General features: G+C 35.9%; 24 protein-coding genes. 6 read left to right on the top strand and 18 right to left on the bottom strand.

Features of this window, described 5'->3' with window-relative positions; genetic code table 11:
• The gene (locus tag LG276_RS09570; RefSeq protein ID WP_224937881.1) at positions 1–1,083 is read right to left on the bottom strand and encodes a CAP domain-containing protein; all 1,083 of its coding nucleotides are present in this window, start codon (positions 1,081–1,083) and stop codon (positions 1–3) included.
• A 495-nt stretch (positions 1,084–1,578) separates the two neighbouring features.
• On the opposite strand from LG276_RS09570, the gene LG276_RS09565 reads away from it, so the two are divergent.
• Positions 1,579–1,938, top strand: coding sequence for a YugN family protein (locus tag LG276_RS09565; RefSeq protein ID WP_224937880.1), 360 nt, complete (start codon positions 1,579–1,581; stop codon positions 1,936–1,938).
• 27 nt (positions 1,939–1,965) lie between these two features.
• Here LG276_RS09565 and LG276_RS09560 read toward each other — a convergent pair whose 3' ends face one another.
• The 7 genes from LG276_RS09560 to coxB form a co-directional block, all read right to left on the bottom strand.
• Positions 1,966–2,295 (bottom strand): hypothetical protein, encoded by a 330-nt coding sequence (locus LG276_RS09560; protein WP_224937879.1) that lies wholly within the window; start codon positions 2,293–2,295, stop codon positions 1,966–1,968.
• A 300-nt stretch (positions 2,296–2,595) separates the two neighbouring features.
• Positions 2,596–3,063 carry a DUF420 domain-containing protein gene (locus LG276_RS09555; protein ID WP_095369649.1) on the bottom strand — a complete coding sequence of 156 codons (468 nt, stop codon included), beginning with the start codon at positions 3,061–3,063 and terminating at the stop codon, positions 2,596–2,598.
• A 184-nt stretch (positions 3,064–3,247) separates the two neighbouring features.
• The gene (gene ctaG, locus LG276_RS09550) at positions 3,248–4,150 is read right to left on the bottom strand and encodes a cytochrome c oxidase assembly factor CtaG (protein WP_224937878.1); all 903 of its coding nucleotides are present in this window, start codon (positions 4,148–4,150) and stop codon (positions 3,248–3,250) included.
• Positions 4,151–4,417: 267 nt separating this feature from the next.
• Positions 4,418–4,750 (bottom strand): cytochrome c oxidase subunit IVB, encoded by a 333-nt coding sequence (ctaF, locus tag LG276_RS09545; RefSeq protein ID WP_095369651.1) that lies wholly within the window; start codon positions 4,748–4,750, stop codon positions 4,418–4,420.
• 3 nt (positions 4,751–4,753) lie between these two features.
• Positions 4,754–5,383 (bottom strand): cytochrome (ubi)quinol oxidase subunit III, encoded by a 630-nt coding sequence (locus LG276_RS09540; protein WP_095369652.1) that lies wholly within the window; start codon positions 5,381–5,383, stop codon positions 4,754–4,756.
• Complete coding sequence (ctaD, locus tag LG276_RS09535) at positions 5,383–7,248, bottom strand: cytochrome c oxidase subunit I (protein ID WP_251161430.1); 1,866 nt, start codon at positions 7,246–7,248, stop codon at positions 5,383–5,385. Before ctaD ends, LG276_RS09540 begins: the two co-directional genes overlap by 1 nt.
• A 34-nt stretch (positions 7,249–7,282) precedes the next feature.
• The gene (gene coxB / locus LG276_RS09530; protein WP_095369654.1) at positions 7,283–8,341 is read right to left on the bottom strand and encodes a cytochrome c oxidase subunit II; all 1,059 of its coding nucleotides are present in this window, start codon (positions 8,339–8,341) and stop codon (positions 7,283–7,285) included.
• Between the two features lie 1,055 nt (positions 8,342–9,396).
• Between coxB and LG276_RS09525 the strand changes: the two genes are divergently transcribed.
• Positions 9,397–10,356 (top strand): heme A synthase, encoded by a 960-nt coding sequence (locus LG276_RS09525; RefSeq protein ID WP_095369655.1) that lies wholly within the window; start codon positions 9,397–9,399, stop codon positions 10,354–10,356.
• A gap of 64 nt (positions 10,357–10,420) precedes the next feature.
• Here LG276_RS09525 and pyc read toward each other — a convergent pair whose 3' ends face one another.
• The 4 genes from pyc to glsA all read right to left on the bottom strand — a co-directional run bounded on the left by pyc (position 10,421) and on the right by glsA (position 16,777).
• On the bottom strand, positions 10,421–13,864 hold the full coding sequence (gene pyc, locus LG276_RS09520; protein WP_224937876.1) for a pyruvate carboxylase: 3,444 nt from the start codon (positions 13,862–13,864) through the stop codon (positions 10,421–10,423).
• Positions 13,865–13,883: 19 nt separating this feature from the next.
• A complete protein-coding gene (locus tag LG276_RS09515) occupies positions 13,884–15,098 on the bottom strand; it encodes an FtsW/RodA/SpoVE family cell cycle protein (protein ID WP_224937875.1) in 1,215 nt (404 codons plus the stop codon).
• A 365-nt stretch (positions 15,099–15,463) separates the two neighbouring features.
• Positions 15,464–15,745, bottom strand: coding sequence for a YlaN family protein (locus LG276_RS09510; protein ID WP_095369658.1), 282 nt, complete (start codon positions 15,743–15,745; stop codon positions 15,464–15,466).
• A 93-nt stretch (positions 15,746–15,838) separates the two neighbouring features.
• Positions 15,839–16,777 carry a glutaminase A gene (gene glsA, locus LG276_RS09505; RefSeq protein WP_224937874.1) on the bottom strand — a complete coding sequence of 313 codons (939 nt, stop codon included), beginning with the start codon at positions 16,775–16,777 and terminating at the stop codon, positions 15,839–15,841.
• 145 nt (positions 16,778–16,922) lie between these two features.
• Between glsA and LG276_RS09500 the strand changes: the two genes are divergently transcribed.
• Positions 16,923–17,420: a peptidyl-prolyl cis-trans isomerase gene (locus LG276_RS09500; protein ID WP_224937873.1), complete on the top strand. Its 498-nt coding sequence runs from the start codon at positions 16,923–16,925 to the stop codon at positions 17,418–17,420.
• Between the two features lie 68 nt (positions 17,421–17,488).
• On the opposite strand, the gene LG276_RS09495 is transcribed toward LG276_RS09500, so the two are convergent.
• Positions 17,489–18,835 carry a PhoH family protein gene (locus tag LG276_RS09495; RefSeq protein ID WP_263624283.1) on the bottom strand — a complete coding sequence of 449 codons (1,347 nt, stop codon included), beginning with the start codon at positions 18,833–18,835 and terminating at the stop codon, positions 17,489–17,491.
• Between the two features lie 180 nt (positions 18,836–19,015).
• Between LG276_RS09495 and LG276_RS09490 the strand changes: the two genes are divergently transcribed.
• Together LG276_RS09490 and LG276_RS09485 are read left to right on the top strand one after the other, a co-directional pair.
• On the top strand, positions 19,016–19,618 hold the full coding sequence (locus LG276_RS09490) for a YhcN/YlaJ family sporulation lipoprotein (RefSeq protein WP_095369662.1): 603 nt from the start codon (positions 19,016–19,018) through the stop codon (positions 19,616–19,618).
• An 82-nt stretch (positions 19,619–19,700) separates the two neighbouring features.
• Positions 19,701–19,901 (top strand): YlaI family protein, encoded by a 201-nt coding sequence (locus LG276_RS09485; RefSeq protein ID WP_095369663.1) that lies wholly within the window; start codon positions 19,701–19,703, stop codon positions 19,899–19,901.
• A 42-nt stretch (positions 19,902–19,943) separates the two neighbouring features.
• Here the strand turns inward: LG276_RS09485 and LG276_RS09480 are convergent, their stop codons facing one another.
• From LG276_RS09480 to typA, 5 genes are all read right to left on the bottom strand, one after another.
• On the bottom strand, positions 19,944–20,498 hold the full coding sequence (locus tag LG276_RS09480) for a nucleotidyltransferase family protein (protein WP_224937871.1): 555 nt from the start codon (positions 20,496–20,498) through the stop codon (positions 19,944–19,946).
• On the bottom strand, positions 20,495–20,701 hold the full coding sequence (locus LG276_RS09475) for a hypothetical protein (RefSeq protein WP_224937870.1): 207 nt from the start codon (positions 20,699–20,701) through the stop codon (positions 20,495–20,497). The genes LG276_RS09480 and LG276_RS09475 overlap by 4 nt, the downstream gene beginning before the upstream one ends.
• 501 nt (positions 20,702–21,202) lie before the next feature.
• Positions 21,203–21,484: a hypothetical protein gene (locus LG276_RS09470; protein ID WP_308937069.1), complete on the bottom strand. Its 282-nt coding sequence runs from the start codon at positions 21,482–21,484 to the stop codon at positions 21,203–21,205.
• Between the two features lie 28 nt (positions 21,485–21,512).
• A complete protein-coding gene (locus LG276_RS09465) occupies positions 21,513–21,827 on the bottom strand; it encodes a YlaH-like family protein (RefSeq protein WP_224937868.1) in 315 nt (104 codons plus the stop codon).
• 78 nt (positions 21,828–21,905) lie between these two features.
• Positions 21,906–23,741, bottom strand: a complete 1,836-nt coding sequence (gene typA / locus LG276_RS09460; protein ID WP_224937867.1) for a translational GTPase TypA — start codon at positions 23,739–23,741, stop codon at positions 21,906–21,908.
• A gap of 216 nt (positions 23,742–23,957) precedes the next feature.
• Here typA and LG276_RS09455 point away from each other — a divergent pair, with 216 nt between their 5' ends.
• Positions 23,958–24,143: a YlaF family protein gene (locus tag LG276_RS09455; RefSeq protein WP_251161426.1), complete on the top strand. Its 186-nt coding sequence runs from the start codon at positions 23,958–23,960 to the stop codon at positions 24,141–24,143.
• Positions 24,144–24,162 lie beyond the last annotated feature (19 nt).

Raw genomic sequence — 24,162 nt, 5'->3', positions numbered from 1 at the left:
TTATTCTTGTTCCCATTTTTCAATAAAGTTTTGTGTAAAGTGCTTCTTATGAACACCTACACCAATGTGAGTGAATTGTTCATTCAATAAAGTTTCACGATGCGCACTACTATTTAACCATCCCTCCATTACTGAAGGTGCATCTACATAATTAGCAGCGATATTTTCACCAGCAGATAGATAAGCAACCTCGCCAGCCTTTAGGCGGTCTGACAGTTCACCATATTCATCCGACGTATGCGAAAAGGCTTCACTTTCGTACATATCCACACTGTGGTTATAGGCTACTTCTTGGGTCTTCTCATCTAAGCTAAGTTCATTTACATTATATCTTTCTCTCATTACGTTTGTAATATCAATAATCTGCTGCTCCATCCCTCGATTGATAGCCGCTTCTTCCTCTTCTTCTATATCATTTACAACAAATAACTCGCCCCTATAAACTAATTCATAAGGCCTTAACATCACGAAAGACTCATCATTTAGAAAACGAACACTAGAAAGCGTACCTGTAAATTTATCTAAATAAAGTAATGCATAATAATCACCGATTCTAATAATTGGTCTCATATTCATGTCCGCTTCTGATAACTCAAAGCGATAAACACTACCTTCGAATTCAATTTCTATATTTGTTTCTGCATATAAAGAAGAATAAATTTCTCCAGATGGTTGTCCTATTTTAAAAGGGGTAACATCCACTTCTTCACCTGTGGCAAATATGGAAATTACTTTCCCTTCCCATATACCGACTTGTATATATTCATGATTGCCATTCGGATAAATCCACCATTCATAGCCTTGAAGTGTAGGATCAATCCGTTCCGGTTCACCAAACTGTTTCTTAATATCCGAAGCTTTTGACCCCATTAAAGTAAGCAATCCTTCTTCAGGCATCTCAGCAACCATTGACTCTTCATCATGTTGATTACCTATCGTCTCATCTTGAGCAACTTCTGTACCCTCATCACTCAACAGCAGTTGATCTTCACTACTAAAATCTAAGTATAACCATATAACGGTAAGAGCCAATATCAGTACAAATACGCGTAATACACTCTTCAGAGAACTTGCACCTCCCATGACTTCTTTTAAAACCCGGACACTTCTATTATATCCATGTCATATACATGAGTATCGTTAAGAATCACATAACTTCCAATCTTTTCAATACACGAAAAAGCATTTTTTATAACATATGTTTAAATATAGTATATCATCACATAGAAATGGATAATAGCAAGTTGTTTATGAATTAAGAAAACCTTTACAACAACTATAGGGTACACTTCAGTAAAGAAGCAGATTTAAATTGTATAAAAATCTCGATTTAAAGGTTTATACATCTTATTATACATGGAAATGAACTTTATATCATTAGCCTCTATATTTATCATTCTTTTCGCTAATTTTTCATTATACATATATAAAGGATGTTGGGAATACTAGTGTTAGGTGAATATAATGATACATTTGAAAAAGATTGCAACTTGTCCATTTTTCAACTATTATTAAATTTGAGATGATTCAATATTGGTTCTGTTTACCAATTGTTTTTTTCAGGAGGGATTGATTATTATGAAGCTTGAAAATACTGGTTTAGAAAACAAGCAAGTTGAACTAAAGCGACTAGATGACCTAATGGATTCTTATCAGTTAGTACGTGCAGGACAGTGGGATTATGAAAGAGTTACATACGATCGAAAATTTGAATTAAAAGAAGGAATCTACTATCTTCGTATATTTGGACATGCAGTAGAAGGTGACGTTGGCGCTAGAAAGGCTACGATTCAATTACTTACTCCTTTATTAGGCAAACATTATTATCCTCATGGAGTAGAATATGGGGATGGCGAACACTTTCCACAATCACTTGTTAAGCAATCTGAAAAGATCTTAACAGACATTAATAATGATTTAGAACAAATACTTAAGTAAGCAAAAAAAAACGTGAAGAACAAATCTTCACGTTTTTTCTATCGAATCGATAGAGCAATGCTCTATTTTCAAAACTACCTTACCAACGCGAAGTCCAGTCAATAATCGAATATCTTCAATTATTTGTTTTTGTAAAATCATCAAATCTGTTAATACTTCTTTATACGGTATAATACTTAATCTTACTTCAATTATCACCTGATCATCTAATCGCGTAATAATATCTTCACTACTTCTTCTAATTAACCTTACCTTTTCCTCCGCACCATCCATTTGAAGATAGCGTATATTGGATTCTACAATGGATGAAATGATAAATTTGCGTACTTTTTGTTTTTCCACATCTCGCTTTTCCAATTGCATCATCCATTCATTTCTGAATTCAACCTTCTTAAGTAAAGGATAGTATAGTTAATGCAGTTCGATCTCATTTTGTTCTGCTATGTCTACAAAAAGTACTCTTTAAACAGGTGCCCAAAATCTACTTTTTTCTTACTATTTGATGGGGTCACTTCCTTTATTCTCATTTATTCTTTCTCCATCTAAAGTTTTATGTATTACTATGTATTGACATGGAAATACAAGTAAAAAAAGTCCGAACATATTCGAATGATACTAGCACTCGAATAAACTCGGACTTGCATTATTTTGGACTTTTTAGAATCCGAATATCGCTTTGATTAATGAAGTTGTTTCTCCGCCATGATAAAAAACATATAGTAGTAAATAAACGGCTACCCCCGTAATGGCAGTAGCAAACCAAATAATACTTGTAAAGGGACCGATCTTTCTATGAAGCTTTAACTTATTCTTATATCCCGTATACAAGTTAATGATTCCAAGTACCGCTCCTGATGTCGCCAATGTAATATGAAAGACAAGAAAAAGGGTATAATAAATTTTTATATCATCAGGGCCACCAAATGATGTATTTCCGATAAAGATTGTTCGACTAGCATAAATAATAAAGAATATGATGGCAAAAATGCCAGCTAATGTCATCGATTTTTTATGTGCGTCAATTTTTCTCTTACTAATTTGAACCCAACCAATTGCCACCATAATGGCACTTAACACGATAAAGGTTGTACTGATTGTTGGTAAGACAGGCAATGAATGCTCCATGGTAACTTCCTTTCTCTTATCAAACTTCCTATATGTACTTTATCCTTCATGTAATTACATGAAGAAGCTATGCTCATTTTATAAAAGTATTCCTTCTTTTTCAATCATGATTGAATGGTTTTCGTAAAAGTTCTTTAATTGTTCAAAAATGGAGCCTACCTTAGTAGCTAGGTAGGCTCGAGATTTATTCCACTGTTCTTGGGTTCATGAGCTGATTTTCAGCTTCTTTCTCATCTGACTGTTCTTTGCGATACCATTCAAAAAATACAAGCGCCAAAACATAGCCATAAACAATTTCCTGTATAATTTTCATAATAACGCCGCCTAACTGCTGATCATGCAGTAGAGACATACTATTAAACATTTCTGGTCCACTTAAATTTAATCCTGCGAGGGTTCCTGTGGGAACACAGAGAGCTAATGCTTGTCCCCATGCATGTGGATCAGAATACGTTGCATACATCGGTGCGTCTGCAAATATGATCAGTGCACAAGCCGGTGTTAATAGAATACCATCTGCAAAAATATAACCGACTTTTTTTAGCCCACTTATTCTTTGCTGCTCAGGTAACGGTGTGATAAGTGGCCACCACATACATATAGCAAAGAGAAATAAGATAATTGTATAAACTGTATGCAAAGTCATATCTACTTTAATTACATCAAAAATTAACGGGATATGGTAAAAAGAAAATAAGCCATTAAAAAAGATTAAAGCAATTAATGGTTTTGTAAAAAAGCGAAACAATGGTTTTACGATTGGTAAGGCAATAAAAGAACGCCACATCCATTTAGGAATTCCGTAAATAAACAAGATTGGCACAACTAAATAGAGTACACCCATTTGAATCATATGTGCATAAAACATCAAATGTCCCATTAGATCAAGCGGAGAACCCTTAATCAAATATAAGACTAAGATTGCACTTGAGAAGAATAGCGCTTCTTTCTTATGTAATGGTTCACTATTTGCAAAACGGTGGCGAAACTTAACGGTCACTAAAAAATACAAAATTAACAACAAGACCAATGCTAGAAAAAAATACGGACTCCATAATGCTCTAAATCCAAAAATACTAAGTGGCATTCTTACGTCACCTCATTTTATGTAATACTACAGGCCATCATTATTGTTTCTGATATCAATGTCTATTATACGCTTGTCTTAAAGACCGTGGCAACCCACTTTATGGAATCGGTGTCAACATCTTACCTTGATTGTTGTAACTGTCATAAATTTTTAAGAATTGTAGCTCAATTTGGTTATTATCTATTACATGAATTACTCAGCAATTTATTTTGACCATTTTTAACACACAAAAAAACGACTGAAATTTATCAGTCGTTTTTCATTTTACCACCAAATAATTGTCATGAATGCCAGCAGAGTAATGAAAGCTACAAAGACACCTGAATACAGGAACAATGCAGGAGCTTCATGTCCTTTATGGCTCATATGCATGAAATAATATAGTTGGAAGCCTACTTGAACGATTGCTAGAACTAAGATAAACGGAATGGTAAACCATCCGGAAATATCATAGCCAACAGCAATGAAAGCCACAAATGTTAAAAAGATCATCATGGCAAATGAAACAACCTGATATCTCATTTCCTCTGCGCTTTTTCTGCGACGATATTCAATGTCAACTTTTGGGTTACCTGAGTTTAATTCTTCATTTGCCATCAGTTATCCCACCATTCCCATTAAATATACAACCGTAAAGATAAACACCCATACAACATCAATAAAGTGCCAGTATAAACTTGCAACATAAAACTTTGGTGCTGTATAAAGGTCTAATCCACGTTTTGCATTACGTACCATTAATGTAATGATCCATGCAAGACCAAATGCAACGTGACCACCATGGAAGCCAACAAGTGTGTAGAAAGCTGTACCAAATGCTGAACTTGTAAATGTATGATGGTATTCATGTACATAATGGTTGAATTCGTAAACTTCTAAACCAAGGAAAGCTAAACCGAGTAATACGGTAATGCCTAACCATAACTGCATTTTTTTGAAGTTGAAATTCTTCATATGGTACATTGCATAAACACTAGTTAGTGAGCTTGTTAATAACAACATTGTCATAACAAACACTAATGGTATTTCAAAAAGGTCTTTTGCTAAATAATGGTCACTGTTTGGTACACGATCCTTTAATGCTAAATAAGTTGCAAATAAAGTCGCAAATAAAACAGTTTCACCACCAAGGAATAGCCAGAAACCTAAAAATTTATTCTTTCCGTCGAGGGTTTGCTTTTCAGGCGCTGCAGGCCATGTTTCATATGTGAATTTTTCATCTGCCTTCATTATGCCTTACCCCCTTTATCATCATCCATTAATTCCTCTTTATGAATATGATATCCGTGGTCATCTTTCACTGATCTAAAGAACATAGAACCAAAGACAACCAACATGCCGATAATAAGTACTGGGATGCCCCATGAATGTTCATTATGGTACATTGCACCAAATGCAGCGATAAACAATCCTACGGAAATAACAAATGGAACGAATGAATTGTTAGGCATATGGATGTCTCCTATTGGCTCAGCCGGAGTCATCTCTTTATTACCTTCCATTTTCTCAATCCAGTAAGGATCTAAACCACGTACAAGTGGAAGCTGTTTAAAGTTATAAAACGGTGGTGGTGATGGTATTGCCCATTCAAGTGTACGTCCGTCACCCCATGGATCGCCACCAACTTTTTTATTCTTCGCAATGGTCATAACCACATTAATTAATAATACGATTGTTGCTACCGCCATAAAGAAGGCACCAACAGTACTTACCAAGTTCGCAGTTTCAAACCCTTGACCTTTGTTAAACGTAAAGATACGACGCGGCATCCCCATTAAACCTAAGAAATGTTGAATAAAGAAGGTTAAATGGAACCCAATTAAAAATAACCAGAATGTTACTTTTCCAAGGGCTTCATTCAACATTGTGCCAAACATCTTCGGCCAATATAGATGTAAACCGCCAAGTAATGCGAAGACAACTCCACCAACGATAACATAATGGAAGTGAGCAACAACAAAGTAACTATCATGGTACTGATAATCCTGTGCAGCTGACGCAAGCATAACACCTGTTACTCCACCCATTGTAAAGGTTGGTATAAACGCAATCGCATACAACATTGGGGTTGTAAATTTAATACTACCGCCCCACATTGTAAAGAGCCAGTTAAATATTTTAATCCCCGTCGGAACAGCGATTGCCATTGTCGCCACAGAGAAAATGGCATTAGCGATCGGACCTAATCCTGTTGTAAACATATGGTGAGCCCATACCATGAAACCTAAAAACCCGATTAACACGGTAGCGAAAACCATTGATGAATAACCAAATAATCTTTTTCTTGAGAAAATCGCAAAGATTTCCGAAAAGATACCAAAAGCTGGTAATACTAAGATATAAACTTCTGGGTGTCCAAAGATCCAGAATAAATGCTCCCAAATAATTGTGTTACCACCCATATCTGGGTTAAAGAAATTTCCTCCAAATAAACGATCAAAAAGCATTAAGAAAAGTGCCACAGTTAGTGGAGGGAATGCAAATAGTATTAATGCTGACGTTACAAACGTTGTCCATGTAAATAACGGCATACGCATATAAGTCATTCCTGGTGCACGCATATTAATAATCGTTACGAGGAAGTTAATCCCCCCTATTAATGTACCCGCACCTGAGATTTGTAATCCTAATACGTAAAAATCTATCCCGTGACCTTCTGACGCAAGTGAAAGGGACGCATAAGAAGTCCAACCAGCATCAGGAGCTCCTCCTAAAAACCACGAAAGGTTTAGGAATACACCACCAAAGAAAAACAACCAGAACCCTAGAGAGTTAAGGAAAGGGAATGCAACATCGCGTGCCCCAATTTGTAGTGGCATAACCGCATTCATAAATGCGAATATCAACGGCATCGCTGCCAAGAAAATCATTGTTGTACCGTGCATAGTGAGTATTTCATTGTATACTCCAGCACTTACAAAATCATTGCCTGGTACGGCTAGCTGGATACGGATAAACATTGCCTCTAGTCCACCGACTAGGAAGAAAAATCCACCAGCAATTAGATAAAGGATGGCAATTTTTTTATGGTCAACAGTTGTTAAGTAATCCCATAAAACGGCGCCAACACCTTTTTTCTGAGCATAGGTACTCACAATTTTACCTCCTTCTTAAACGCAAATCGCCTTATCAATCCTCAACTTTAAGGCCCATTAAGTAATCTGTTAATGCATCGATTTCTTCATCTGAAAGGTCACCATACTGACCTGTCATTTTATTTCCAGGCTTAAATTCTTCTGGATCTTTTATCCAAGCTTTCAGATTCTCTTCTGTATGCTCTAAGTATCCAGCTATATGCGTACGGTCACCAAAAGTTGTCAAGTTAGGACCAACAGCATTTGCTCCTGTAGGCGTAACTGCATGACACCCAATACAGCTTTGATTAAAGATTTCTTGCCCTTGTTCTGCAGACGCAGTTTCAGGTTGAGCTGCTTCTTCCATAGAAGCCAAGTCTTCAGCCCAAGCATCAAAATCATCTTTTGAAATAGCTTTTACTTTAAAGTCCATTAATGCATGTGATGGTCCGCAAAGCTCAGCACATTTCCCATAAAAAATATTACCTACTTCATCAGCTTTTTTACTATCAAATTCTAACCAAAACTTATTCGTATTTTCAGTATTGGTATCAAGCTTACCACCAGCAGCTGGAATCCAGAATGAGTGTTTCACATCTGTTGATAGTAGATTGAAATATACTTTTTCGTCAGTAGGAACCACTAGCTCCTGACTAGTTACGATACCTTGATTCGGATATTCGAACTCCCACCAATAAAGATTCGCTTTAACATTTACCACCGTTACATCTGTTTTCCCCTCTTCATTCTTATCTTCCATAGGAGAAACATCAGCTAAGTCAAACGTAGCTGCAACAGTCGGTACAGCTAAAACTAGAAGTAATAAAATTGGTATAACAGTCCAGATAATCTCTAATTTGTGACTTCCTTCAACTTGTTTAGGGATCTTATCGTCTTTACGACGAAACTTAAACAGTACGATAAGGAAAATGACTGTCACGACAATAATGACACCAACCATAATGAATGTACTCAATAGCATAAGGTCATATTGTGTTTGCGCAACTTCACCCGCTGGTTGTAGTGCCGATATAAATGGCTCACCACAGCCGGCTAGAAATAACGTCGTTACAGCTAACATAAATAGCAGACGCCCTTTTGCAAGCCTTTTCATAGCTTATTCATACCCCTCTTTCGTGAAAATTTCTTTGAGTGCTAAAACTTAATATGGATAAATCTCTCAACAAGAGAGAATCTCCCAACAAATGAAAAATGAGCTACTCCACCAGTAAAATTAAGTAAAGCCCAACACATACTTCTAATCATATTGTTACAAACTTTGGAAAAGGTATTCCTATCTTAGAAAACAACTTTCTTAAAAAGCTTGTCTTCCTTACTATTATGTTCACTTTTTAAATATGTAAGTAATCTCTTTGTGTTTGTTATGTATTTATGAGTAAACATAATATCCAGATTATTAAAAAAATCTTAGACAGATTTCAAGCTATTTTTTCGTTTTCATCCTATTTCCTTTTAGTATGTGATACTGGAAAGCATTTAATGACAGATTAAAAGTTAAGCACTATCTCCACTATAAAGCAAATTAGTTTACATTACCATATTTGTCATTAAATTCACTAAAGCAGTTAAAATTAATTCCAAATCATTGACAATTCCACACAAAACAAGTGTGATGCATTCACTGTATATTAAATCACATTTTTTAGTTATTTTGTGAAATTTTCTAGAATTAATTATGACTAATTTGTGTCAGAAGTTTGTTTTTCATTATATATTCATCACTTTTCTGAGATAATTAAGTTAATAATTTTTTCATTAAATGATAAATTAAGGTAATCACACAACTTAAGCTTTTTAGAAATATTTACATGACAACTATATTTCTAGCAGACAAAACTTATGTTTTCAAGGGAAATAAGGATGAATACGGAAGAATTTTTATAAGTATTGTAATATTTTGATGAATCCTGTAGTATCAAAAAAGTGAGTATACATAGACGTATTTTTTTCACATTTAGTTCAATTACAACTTATCCGATTTAAACGAAGTAAATAAACATAAATGAACACAATTATTTGGTTATACATTATGACAAATATCAGCATTTAAATGGTATCTATAAGTATAATCACGCGTGGCGTAAAACCTTATATTCTTATAGCCATCGCGCTCATACATACCTATACATTCAGAAGAAGGTGAAAGATTTGCAACGATCATTAAAATGGTTTGCTGTCCTAACAACAATAGGCATGCTACTCATTCTATTAGGCGGGGCATTAGTTACAAAGACAGATTCGGGAGACGGCTGCGGGGCATCATGGCCATTATGTCACGGTGAATTTATCCCAAGCAATATATCACCCGAATTAATTATTGAGCTCGCGCATAGACTTGTTTCAGGTTCTGTCGGATTTATGGTTCTAATTTTAGCCATTTGGTCATGGAAAAAGATTGGTCATGTAAGAGAAACTAAATTTCTAGCCATTTCATCTGTCATCTTTCTAGTATTGCAAGCACTCATCGGTGCAGCTGCAGTCATGTGGGGACAATCTGATTTTGTGATGGCACTCCATTTCGGTATTTCATTAATATCATTTGCCGCTGTTCTATTACTTACTTTGTTAATTTTCGAAGTGGATAAGAAGTTCCAAGCAGAAAAACTTGTTCTCGATCAACGAATGAAGCGCCACATTATCGGGGTTACACTCTACAGTTATATCGTTGTTTATACAGGTGCGCTTGTAAGACATGTAAATGCTAGTCTCGTTTGTATCGATTGGCCATTCTGTAGAAATGACGCCATCGGTCTTCCGCTAAATATGTATGAATGGATTCAGATGGGACATCGTGCAGCAGCTGGTTTCATATTTATTTGGATTACCTATATCATGATACTGGCACTGAAACATTATAAGCATCAGCCAGTTATTTATATCGGCTGGATAATCTCGTTTATTTTAGTCAGTTTACAAGTCATTGCTGGCGCACTAGTTGTAATTACCCAATTAAACTTGTACATTGCGCTCGCCCATGCATTTTTTATTTCTTGCTTGTTTGGGGTGTTAAGCTACTTTATCCTTCTCACAACACGAAGCAAAGCGAATGAATTGACTCAATCAAAGAAAACGGACAATAAAAAAGACAAAAACGTTCCATTATCATAAGTTTTTATTTGATTGAAAGTAAGCAAAAAAACTTTTCCTCTATTTAAGAGGAAAAGTTTTTTTATTATGATCGCGCTAATTCAATTAAAAGATCACCAGTAGCAATCGATTCACCATCAGCTGCATAAATTTCTTTTACCGTACCTGTAAATGGAGCTTGTACAGTTGTTTCCATTTTCATCGCCTCAGTAATCATCAAGTGATCACCTTGATTAACGATGTCCCCCTTGTTTACTACTGCCTTAATAACTGTTCCAGGCATTGTCGCAGCAATATGTGTTTCATTGTGAGGGTCTGCTTTTACTTTCGTTGCAACGGAAGATTTAATACTTTCATCTTTTATCACCACTTCACGAGGTTGTCCATTTAGTTCGAAATAAATCACTCTCGTTCCATCTGCCCGCGCCTGACCAATTGACACTAATTTAACAATAAGCGTTTTTCCTTTTTCAATTTCCACTTCAATTTCTTCACCTAAGTTCATACCGTATAAGAATGTAGGGGTATCAAGAACAGAAACATCACCAAATTGCGTATATGTTTTGTGGTAGTCCATAAATACCTTAGGATAAAGTGCATAGGCAATTGCATCAAAGCTTGTCACTTCTCTACCTAACTCTTTATATAATGTCGCTTTTATTTCTTCAAAATCAACATGTTCTAGCAGCTCTCCAGGTCTAACAGTGATGGCTTCTCTATTTTTCAATATCGCCTTTTGTAAATCTTTAGGGAATCCTTGATACGGTTGTCCTAAATAACCTTCAAACAGCTCGACAACAGAATCAGGGAAGTCTAGTGAAGCACCTTTTTGAATGACCGCTTCTTCATCTAATTGATTTTGTACCATGTATAGAGCCATATCTCCTACAACTTTTGATGACGGTGTAACTTTGACAATATCACCAAACATTTGATTGACGCGGGAATACATCCCTTTTACATCATCCCATTTCTCCCCTAATCCAACTGCTTTTGCCTGTTGTTGTAGGTTACTATATTGCCCTCCAGGCATTTCATGTTGATAAATTTCTGTATGAGGTGCTTTCATACCACTTTCAAATTCTTGATAATATTTACGTACATCTTCCCAATAATAGGATAGTTGTTCTAATGCATCCACACTCATCTCAGGTTGTCTTTCTGACCCTTCTAACGCGTAGTATAATGTATTTGCACTAGGTTGTGATGTTAATCCAGCCATCGTACTTAAGGCAACATCAACAATATCAACGCCCGCCTCGATTGCTTTTGCATAAGTGAAAATTCCGTTGCCACTAGTATCATGCGTATGCAAATGAATAGGAATATCTACCGTTTCTTTCAATTCTGAAATGAGCTCATAGGCTGATTGAGGCTTCAATAATCCAGCCATATCCTTAATCCCTAAAATATGAGCACCTTGATGTTCGAGTTCTTTAGCCAACTCTTTATAATACGCTAGATCATATTTCTTTCTTGTTTTATCAGAAATATCACCTGTATAACAAATGGCTGCCTCAGCGATTTTGCCTGTTTGTCTAACAGCATCAATTGCTACCTCCATACCTTTTACCCAGTTTAAACTATCGAAAATTCGGAAGACATCGATACCTGCATGTGCTGACTTTTCTACAAACTCTTGAATAACATTGTCCGCATAGTTTTTATAACCAACAGCATTAGAAGCCCTTAACAACATTTGTAAGAGAATATTTGGCATCTTCTGACGTAATGTTAATAATCTTTCCCAAGGATCTTCTTTCAAAAAGCGATAAGCCACATCAAAAGTCGCACCGCCCCACATCTCTGAAGAAAACATTTGCGGTAGTAGTTTTGCCGTCGGTTCAGCAATATTTTGTAAATCCTTTGTTCGAACTCTTGTCGCTAGTAAGGATTGATGAGCATCTCTAAACGTCGTATCTGTTAATAGAACATTCTTTTGTTCCTTAATCCATGACACAAGCCCTTCTGCACCACGTTCTTCAAGTACTTGCTTTGTACCAGACTGATACTCATTAGGTAAAATAATTTTAGGCATTCTTGGTTGATCAAATGCTGGCTTCTTCTGCTTTTCGATTCCAGGGAAACCATTAACAGTTACATTACCGATGTATGATAGCATTTTTGTTCCACGGTCTTTTCTTTTTGGGAAAATAAACAGTTCCGGTGTACGATCAATAAAAGATGTATCATATTCACCTGTCAAAAAGTTTTTATGTTTAACAACATTCTCTAAAAACGGAATATTGGTTTTTATCCCTCTGATTCTAAATTCTTGTAAATTTCTTACCATTTTTGATGCAGCTTGTTCAAAGGTAATTGCATGAGTTGAAAGTTTCACCAATAAAGAATCATAATGTGGTGTGATTACTGCACCTTGGTAAGCATTACCTGCATCTTGACGAACACCAAACCCTCCACCACTACGATAAGCCATTAGTCTTCCTGTATCAGGCATAAAATTGTTCAAAGGATCTTCTGTCGTTACACGAGATTGAATCGCATATCCCATTGTTTTGATATCTGCTTGATCTGGTATACCAATTTTTTCACTGTGTAATCCATATCCTTCAGCAACTAAAATTTGTGTTTGCACGATATCAATACCAGTTATCATTTCAGTGATTGTATGTTCAACTTGGACACGAGGATTTACTTCAATGAAATAAAACTCTTCTCCTGAAACAAGGAACTCAACTGTTCCAGCATTAATATAATCGACGTTCTTCATTAATTGTACGGCTGCCTCGCAAATACGTCCTCTTAATTCCTCATCTAACGATACACATGGTGCGACTTCGACAACTTTTTGGTGACGTCTTTGTACAGAACAATCCCTTTCAAACAGGTGAATAATATTACCATGTTGGTCCCCAATGATTTGCACTTCTATATGTTTCGGATTTTGCACGAATTTTTCGACATACACTTCATCATTACCGAACGCCGCTTTCGCTTCAGATTTCGCGCGATTATAGGCTTCTCTCACTTCCTCGCCACTGTTAACTATCCTCATTCCACGACCGCCACCACCAAGCGAGGCTTTAATAATAATTGGGTAGCCGTAATCTCTTCCGAATTGTTCTACTTCTTCAACAGCTTGCACAGGACCATCAGAACCAGGAATAACCGGAATATTCGCACTTTGGGCTTGTGACCGCGCCTTTACTTTATCTCCAAACATATTCAAATGTTTAGATTCAGGCCCAATAAACTTAATACCTTCCTCTTCACATCTTCTAGCAAACTGAATATTTTCTGATAAGAAGCCATAACCAGGATGAATCGCGTCAACTCCGCTATCTTTTGCGATTTTAAGGATACCCTCGATATCGAGGTAAGCATCAATCGGCTTCTTACCTTCACCAACAAGGTATGCTTCATCTGCTTTGTATCTATGATACGACCCTGAGTCTTCCTTTGAATAGATCGCAACTGTACGGATATTTAATTCCGTACAGGCACGAAAAACACGAATGGCAATTTCTCCTCGATTGGCGACTAATACCTTACTAATCTTTTGACCCATAATAACACCCCGTATATTTTTATCGTCTATTATATGTAAAACGACCACCCATACTTGCTGTTGTATTTACTGGTTTGTCAGTCGTTACATCTTGTTCTTCTTTTTCTTTATATTTCTTTTCATAGTTTACAAACATTGATACATTCACTAAAATGCCCATTGAAACCATAAGTACTAATAAGGATGATCCACCATAGCTTATAAAAGGCAAAGGCACCCCAGTTAAAGGAATGACTCCTGATATACCGCCAAGGTTAATAAATGCTTGAATGCCAATCATACTAGAAACACCTATAGCTAATAAACTTCCAAATGCATCTTTACACTTGAGTGCGACGAATATGCCTTTTAGTACGATGAAGCCTAAAGCAAAAAGCACAAACATCACACCAAAAACACCCAGTTCTTCAACGATAACAGCCATAATAAAATCTGTATGAGCTTCTGGTAAGTAGCCCATTTTTTGAATACTTTGTCCTAATCCTAAACCGGTTAATCCACCATTACCAAGGGCGATAAATGCGTTGGACAATTGATATCCCCCTTCAGCTTCAAACGGATGTAGGAAATCGAATCTTGCTAGCCTAGTATCTGTAAAGATTTTATCTCTTAAAATAAGCATGATTGGAACTAAAAAAATAGCACCAATACCAGCTAATTTTAAAAGGTTTTTCATATTCATACCAGAAGATAAAATAATCGCTAGACCAATTAAAAAGATAATTCCTGCCGTTCCATAATCTGGTTCCATCGCAATCAGGCCACAAACGAGAATCAAATAAACAAGCGGTGGTACAACACCCTTATTAAATTCATTAATATACGATTGTTTCTTTGCATAAACAGCAGACAAATAAACAATAACAATAACCTTTACAAACTCCGATGGTTGAATAGAACGGGTACCTAAATCAATCCAGCTTTGTGCGTTATTAACCGCGTTCCCGATAATCGATACAAGTAACAAACCAAAAAATGAAAAGAAGACGATTGGAATGAGAAACTTGTTACTTTTATAAGCTTTATATGGGAATAGGGCAGCAACAATAAACGCAATCGTACCAAGAATTAAATGTGTTCTTTGTTTATCATAAAAGTAGTCACTAGCAACTCCATTATGTTGGACAGCAGTCACCATGCTTGAACTATAGACCATAACCAGTCCAAATATACATAGCAGACCTAATACAACGATCAATGAATAATCATAAGATTTTAGAATTTTTTTAAACATATGCCTCTTCCTTTATTCTCTTAAGTAGTATATTTATTCTACTATAGCATTGATTTTCCTGCCAAAATAAAGATAAAAAGGAATGTAATTAAAACGTAACGCGTTAAATGATTAGATCATTGTTCTGTATGATTCTATCTAATGTGACATACTAATTAATATATTTATACATCATAATTATCTTTTTGTCTACTATATATGCTTAATTCGTAGAATCAATTGTATAGATTAGCATAATATTGACTATTAATTTTAAAGCAGCATAACATATATTTTTTCTATTTTTTCTCTATTCTTCTCTTAACCAATTTTTAACAAACAAAAAAACTCAAGCTAATATTCTTAGCTTGAGTTTTTAATATGTTTTATTTTTTTACTGATGCTTCATGTAGAATGGATAATTCTCTCTCAAGTTTATCAAGAATTTCTTTTCCATCTTTATCAGCAATTAATCCAAGTCTCACAGCAAAATCAATTTCACGAGATAAGCCAAACATCTGCGTATCAAGTACTTCTTCGTATAATGGACATTGAGGCATAGTCAAATTATCCATTTGGACTTTGATTAATTTTAATATTTTTTCAGCATCTGCTTGTAATAGAGCATTAGCTCTTTCTTTATGATCAATAACCATTTCAGAAGCCAACTTTCAATCCCCCCGTTTCCGAGCGATTATCCTATCTATAAATTTTAAACTTAAGTGAAAAAAAAAGCAAGGATAATCAGGGATATCCGCTGATTAAAAAATACTAAAATGATATTCCTCTGCCATAATCTTCAAAATTTCTGCACCGGCAATACTATTCCCTCTCTCATCTAGTGCAGGAGAGAAAATGCCTATTCCTAACTTCCCTGGCACAACTGCCATTATACCACCCGATACACCACTTTTCGCAGGAATTCCCACTTTGATTGCAAACTCACCTGAAGCATTATACATACCGCAAGTTACCATGAATGTTTTGCATATTCTTGCAATTTCCTCCTCAATTAATATGTTTCCTGATTGCGGATCACGGCCATTATTGGCAAATACTGCTGCTATTCTTGACAAATCTAAACAATTCATTTCAATCGCGCATTGTTTCGTATAAATATCAATTAACTCATCAACATCTCCATCAATCACTCCATGTTGTTTCATAAAATAACATAATGAACGATTTAAGTCTGTTGTCTTATATTCCGAATCTGCCACCTCTTTATTGTAACCAATGGCTTTACCCCCTAATAAGCATTGGACAAAGTGGAGAATACGGTGCCATCTCTCATCGGGAGAATTTCCATTTACCATGCTTGTAACCGCCAAAGCTCCTGCATTAATCATTGGGTTCAGAGGTTTAGAGTGTGAGCTCGTCTCAAGCTTAATCATTGAATTATAAGGATCCCCAGTTGGTTCCATACCTACTTTTTGAAATACATTTGTGTATCCTTGATCAATTAATGCTAGTGCTAGAACAAGCACTTTTGAAATACTTTGTAATGTGAACTTTTGTTCAATATCTCCAGCTGAAACACAAACATCACTACCTCGAGTAATATGAAAGACAGCTGCTGAAACATTTGACTGATCAGCAGCCTTCAAAGCCGGGATATAATCTGCTACTTTACCTTTAGCCACAAGCGGTTTCACTCGTTCAATTATTCCTAACAATTCTTGATCAGTCTGACAACCCATAACTCCCCTACTCTCCTTCAATATTTCCTTATAGTTTAATACATTTAGTAACATTCCATGCGAGTTGAAATGACATTTGCAGTTAAAAGCGTTATACTTTATAAGGAACATTAGATATTAGTGACACAAGCAGGGGGTATGACAAATGAAGGATATCATCCATATTACAGGTAACGTCAAATATACAATTACACTCGATCCAAGTGTATGGATTTTTGATGACCGAAAAATTGACCTTGATACATATTTTGAGAATCAAGAAGAATTACCGAATGAAAAGGAGGAATATACGAAAGCAGCCTCTAAACATTGGGATCGTGAAATAATGGAAGGTGCCGTTTACCCACCAACACTTAAAACAGAAAAGAAATTTGAAAAGGTTCGTGTCTTAACCGGTACTTTTGGGATTCCCTTCTTGCCTTTTCTTACAAATGCTGAGCCAAATAGTGGATCGAGGACAATAGAAGTACATTGTGAGAATGAAACAGTCAGTATCCCTATGACAGAGGCAGAAAACCTCATTCTCGCCTTTTCTTTAAAGGGTAAACCATTGAAAGAAGATGGTCCAGTGCATATTTATTATAAAGATGGAAGCAATCGCCTACAGCCGATTAAAAACGTACAAGATTTCCATATTATATAAAAAAAAGACTGAATCGAGAGCAACTATGCTCGTTCAGTCTTTTTTTATAGAAGTATTTAAGAGTATCCTTATAAGATATCAGCAGCGAGTTGAGCTAGCCCTGACCTTTCACCTTTAATCAATTTGGAATGGCCGGCAATCTTCTGATCTTTAAACTTTTCGACAACGTAAGTAAGACCATTATTATAGGCATCTAAATATGGATGGTCAATTTGTTCAGGATCCCCCATTAAGACAATCTTACTACCCTCACCAACTCTTGTTAAAATCGTTTTTACTTCATGCTTTGTTAAATTTTGTGCCTCGTCAATAATAATAAACTGGTCAGGTATACTTCTCCCTCTTATATAAGAAAGAGCCTCAACCTCAATTGAACCCATTCCTGCCAAAATGGCATCTAATTCCCCTGGCTTCTTAACATTAAATAAATATTCAAGATTATCATGAATCGGTTGCATCCATGGCCGTAATTTCTCTTCTTTTTCTCCTGGCAAGAACCCTAAATCCTTACCAACTGGAACAATTGGTCTAGCGACAAGTAACTTTTTGAAATCTCCTAAATCCTCAGTCTGCATTAGGCCTGCAGCTAGCGCGAGTAACGTCTTTCCAGTTCCTGCTTTACCAATTAAAGTAACAAGAGGCAAGTCCCTGCGTAAAAGCAGTTCTAATGCCATCGTTTGTTGTACATTTCTTGGTTTAATACCCCAAATATGATCATAATCAAAAATAAGTTTTTTCAATTTCCCTTTCGTTTGATCAACAATGCCAAGTGCAGAAGCTGATGAACCAAGCGCATCTTTTAGAATGACAAATTGATTAGGATAGAATGAATGGTTTCCTACTTTATTTAGTGATAATTCTCCTTGACTGTAAAATTCATTCACCATATCTAAATGGAGATATACTTCAAGAAAACCTGTATATATATGATCATTTTCAATCACGCGATCGCTTAAAAAATCTTCGCTTAGTAAACCAATAGCATCTGCCTTTACTCTTACAAGCGCATCTTTACTCACAAGAATAACTGGTCTACCACCTTCTTTTGTCTCTTCTTCTAATGAGAGGTTCTTAGCGACAGCCAAAATCCGATTATCGTTCGTTTTCTCAACAAAAATTTCTTGTAGCTGGTGAAAAGAACGATGGTTTAGTTCAATGCGTAAGCTTCCACCATTTTCAAGAAGGATTTGCTCATGCAATTTCCCGGACTGTCTCATACTGTCAATCATTCTTGATACTTGCCTTGCATTCCTCCCAATTTCATCCATATACCTTTTTTTCGAATCTACCTCTTCTAACACCACAGCTGGAATAACGACTTCATTATCCTCAAAAGAATAAATGGAATTTGGATCCTGCAATAAGACATTTGTATCTAACACGTATATTTTACTCAACCCGATGCCTCCCGCCATTAGAAATACATTAGTGCATAAATAGTTCATTGCTTGTTAGTTTCAACATTTTCAATATCAACATGGACAAATCTAACTTTGCTAAAATATATGATTTATCGCATAAAGATAGAAGAACTTTCGCACACTAGTTGTAAACATTTACTTTTTTTAAAGTTTAATCTTGATGGAGGTAGTATAATGAAGTACTTTCACGTTCTACTATCATTATTTATCGTACTCAACTTAACGGGGTGTGGTGCACAAAATAACGCACAATCTTCACAAAATGAGAAAGGTACACCTCATACAGTTAATGTAAAAAATAGTACCATATCTGAACAAGAAGTATTGACTGGACAAGAGACTTCTAAGCACTTAGCCACATTAGCTTCTGATAATCGTCGTGTGAACGATGCAACTGCTGTCGTATTAGGTGACTATTGCATCGTAGGTATTGATATTGATGAAGATGTTGAGCGGTCTGAGGTTGGCTCGATAAAATATGCAGTTGCTGAAAGCTTAAAGCATGACCCCTACGGTGCGAATGCTGTAATTATTGCCGATCCTGATTTATATGCCAGACTTAAGGAAGTAAAAGAGGATGTGGAAAATGGCCATCCGATAAAAGGGATTTTAAATGAGTTAGCTGATATTTCTGGTCGAATGATGCCAGAAGTACCTGGTGATATCATTGAACCGAATAAATCAGAGGAAACGGAAGAATCAAAAGAACAGCTTAATGAAACAGAATCAAAAAAATTAAATAAACATCAAGAGGAACAATCGAATTATCATAAGTAATTCACGACAGCATCCTTTCATTTCAAAAACAGCTAGTTTATAATAAGGAAAATGCTTGTTTATTAGAAAAGGATGTATATAAATGAAAGTACAATGCGTTATTTGTGATAAAATTGAATCAATTGATAATGAATCTTATGAAGCAAAACGATTAAGAAACCGACCTATTCACACATATATGTGTGTTGAATGCAATGACAGAATAACTACGAAGACGAATGAAAGAGCAGCTACAGGCAACTTTAAATTGTATAGAAGTAAACAAGAAGAAGAAGAATGGTAATTTAAAATCCCTCCGTTAAAGATAAAACGGAGGGATTTCATATTAGTTAACAAAATGCCATCTTTTTTTCCAACCTTTTGAAATAACCCTGCTTTGAAATAATTGCATTCTCTTCCTCGAAGCTGAAAAAAACGGAGTCGGCTTGATACGAAAATGAATAAGGTCTTCTATGCCCCATGGTGCCGTTATGACTAATTGATTTTCGCTATCTAACTTTACGCCAATAGCGGTGGCCGTCTCCGGAAATTTTGCAATAGCGTCCTCTGAGGATTGATAAGGCGGCAGGCCATTAACAGAATGCATTCTCGCTTCATTCTTAACTGACCAAGGAATATGCGGTAGTATCTTGTGTAATTTTTCTTCATAGTATTTTTCAATGGTTTCACTCAATTGCTGATTATCATAATAGATGACATCAACATCAGGCAATGGCGTCTTTTCTTGAAAATGATGAAGGGTATCCCATACTTTTGATCGAACAAAACCAGCACAAATCCACCAATCAGGTAATTGAAGTTGTTTAGCGGCTTTTAATATGGCCATCATTTCTTTATCATCTCTAATTAACTGTAAAATATCTCCTTCATTTCGAATCATCTATTTCCTCCCCCTAAGCTTTCTTCAATCCCTTCAATAATCCACTCACCACAACACGCCAAACCATAGCAAGTTCCATGAAATTGCCTAGCACAATCAATGGGATCATTTTTGAAGTATACTATATCAAATCCAATCAACTTACATATACTTTCGGGTAGTAAGGCTACACCTAGCCCTTTAGCAACTAATTTAAACCCCATTGCTCACTCTTAAAAGGAAGCCTTTGGTGAACTGCAGAACGGATACAATCGACAATAACCTTTTCGATGTAATATAAAGCTTTCAATCGCTAACTCTTGCAGTCGCACTGTTTAGTCCCTTTATTTTAACGATAAAGAAGAGAGATGTACATAATTGTACAAAATGCACTATCATTGTCCAGTATCCATATTTCAAAGTGTTTTCCGAAACTATCTCCGAAATATGTTCATGAACGAAATACTCTTCAATCCGGTAGAGCCGTTTTGAACAAATAAAAATGAACCCCTTTCCTCACGTCTCATCTAGATTCGAGCCTGTCACTAACAGAGCTCTATTCTTTCTCTAATTCTGAGGCGTTTGAATCTTCTCCTCATCGACCAATCTTTTAAGGCGCACTGTTGCTCTTTGTACTACTATAATATAATAAAAAAACTGCACCTCCATTGTTAGTTGTGTGTCTAACAATTTGGGTGCAGTTCAAATCGGGTGGCGTTTTTTTATTATACCGTGGGGAAGTTTTTGTATTTTTCAGGTTCTGCTAATATTTGTTTTAACATCACTTCTATTAATTCAATCGGATATTTTGCTGATTTACTATCTTCATTATCTCTATAAGAGACATGATAGAATAGATCAGCTTTTTCATATTGGATTTCGTTAATTCCGTGATCATTTTTCAACATTTGTAAAAACATTTCTTCTGTTTCGGTTGCTGCTTCATCCTCTGGTCTCGCATCAGTCACAACTTTAATGGTAAGCCAATTATAAATACTATCATGCACGTTCAATTAAAATCTCCCCCACTCTTCATTATTCCGCGCTGGCTCTTTGTTGTTTCTTTTCTTGATGAAGACGGATTTTATATATTATTAATATGACAGCAGCAACGACAAGTCCTTCTGCAATTGGTAAAAATACCCCTAAGAAAGTTAGCATTGTACATCCCATAAATAAGAACGCATATATAATTATTGATTTTAGTAAAGGAAGCTTTTTAGCAAACCCTAACTTAAAGACAATAATACAGAGTGCAACAATGGTGAGATACAACAACCACATCCCTAGATCTGAATTCTCATGAACTTTATATAGTGCTGCAAAAAAGGAAAGGTGATCTTCAATCATGCTCCAAATCCTCCTTAGTATGTATTAAGGAAGGAGGCAATATGAATTACCTCCTCTTTTTCGAGTGACTATGTGGGCTTAAGCTTCAGCGTATTTTTTCTTTTTAGCTGCTTTTTCTCGTTCGTTTTTATCTAGAATTTTTTTACGAAGACGAATCGATTCAGGTGTAACTTCACAAAGCTCATCATCATTTAAATATTCGAGTGCTTCTTCAAGCGTCATGATTCTAGGCTTTTTAATTGTTGATGTTTGGTCTTTCGTTGCACTACGAACATTCGTTGCATGCTTGACTTTTGTAATATTAACAGCTAGATCATTTTCACGTGTATGTTCACCAACAATCATACCTTCGTAAATTTCTGTGCCAGGCTCTACAAATATTGTACCACGGTCTTCTACCTGCATGATACCATAAGTAGATGCTTTTCCACTCTCCATGGAAACTAGCACGCCTTGTCTTCTTCCACCTACTTGACCTTGCATCATTGGTTGATAGCTGTCAAAAGTATGGTTAATGATTCCGTAACCACGAGTTTGTGTTAAGAATTCAGTTGTATAACCAATTAATCCACGAGCAGGGACATGGAAAATTAATTTCACTTGACCGTTCCCGTTATTAACCATATCTAGCATTTCACCTTTACGCGCACCAATAGATTCCATAATGGCACCAGTATATTCTTCAGGAACATCAATTTGAACGCGTTCAATTGGTTCAGACTTAACACCATCAATTTCTTTTATAATAACAACTGGCTTAGATACTTGAAGTTCGAAGCCTTCACGACGCATATTTTCAATTAAAATCGATAAGTGAAGCTCTCCTCGACCAGATACAGTCCATGCATCAGGAGAATCCGTTTCTTCAACTCTTAAGCTGACATCTGTTTGTAATTGCGCATGCAAACGTTCTTCGATCTTTCTTGCAGTAATATATTTTCCTTCTTTACCAGCAAATGGACTATTGTTCACTTGGAAGGTCATTTGTAATGTTGGTTCATCGATTCGTAATACAGGAAGAGCGTCTTGATTATCTACCGGGCATACTGTTTCCCCGACATTGATATCTTCCATTCCAGAGACAGCAATTAAATCTCCTGCTTTTGCTTCTTGTATTTCAAGGCGTTTCAAACCAAAGAAACCAAACATTTTTGTTACACGGAATTGTTTAACAGACCCATCAAGCTTCATTAACGCAACTTGCTCGCCTACTTTCATCGTTCCGCGGAATACACGACCAATCCCAATTCGTCCAACATAATCATTGTAATCTAATAGTGCTACTTGGAATTGTAAAGGTTCTTCACTATTATCAATTGGTGTTGGGATATTATTGACGATTTCTTGATATAAGCATTTCATATCTTCATCTTGTTTTTGTGGATCTAGACTAGCTGTTCCATTAATGGCAGAAGCGTAAACAACAGGGAATTCTAATTGCTCTTCAGTTGCATCTAATTCAATAAATAGATCAATGACTTCATCAATGACTTCTTCAGGACGAGCAAAGTCTCTATCGATTTTATTGACAACGACGATTGGTGTTAAATTTTGCTCTAATGCTTTTTTCAATACAAATCGCGTTTGTGGCATACAACCTTCATAAGCATCGACTACTAGCAATACACCATCAACCATTTTCATAATCCGTTCTACTTCCCCACCAAAGTCAGCGTGCCCTGGTGTGTCAAGTATATTAATACGCGTATCTTGATATTTGATAGCTGTATTCTTAGCAAGGATTGTAATTCCACGCTCTCTCTCGATATCGTTTGAATCCATTGCACGTTCTTCTACATGCTCATTTGTACGGAATGTTCCAGACTGCTTTAATAATTGGTCAACCAAAGTTGTTTTACCATGGTCAACGTGGGCGATAATCGCAATATTACGTATATCATCTCTATGTTTCAACTATGTTTCCTCCTAGCTGATTGTGTAAACCTTCTTACTATGTGAAGATATATAATCAGTTTATTTTCTTTTCATTTTTGACTAAAAAACACTGCCTTCATACTATAACTGATACATTATATCACATATATTGTAGAAAACTAACTTCTTTTTGTGTAAAATAAGTTCTGTGGACGATTATGGTATCCAATGTACAAAATTGGAGGTTAGGATTAAATGAAAAATATTAAATGGCCATTATTAGCTTGTGCGATTGCTGCGGCTATATGTATAGGCGGAATTGGTATTGCTATCGGAGAAAGAAGTTTTCTTGGATTTCTTCTATGTATCGTAGGTATCGTTGCTGTTATGGGATACGGCTTTACGCTGAAGAAAAAAATGCGAGAAAATGGAGAATTATAAAGGCTAAAATACAACATCA

It is taken from the genome of Cytobacillus kochii (genome assembly GCF_044790165.1).
Taxonomy (GTDB): domain Bacteria; phylum Bacillota; class Bacilli; order Bacillales; family Cytobacillaceae; genus Cytobacillus; species Cytobacillus kochii.
This window is presented reverse-complemented; position numbering and strand designations above follow the sequence as displayed.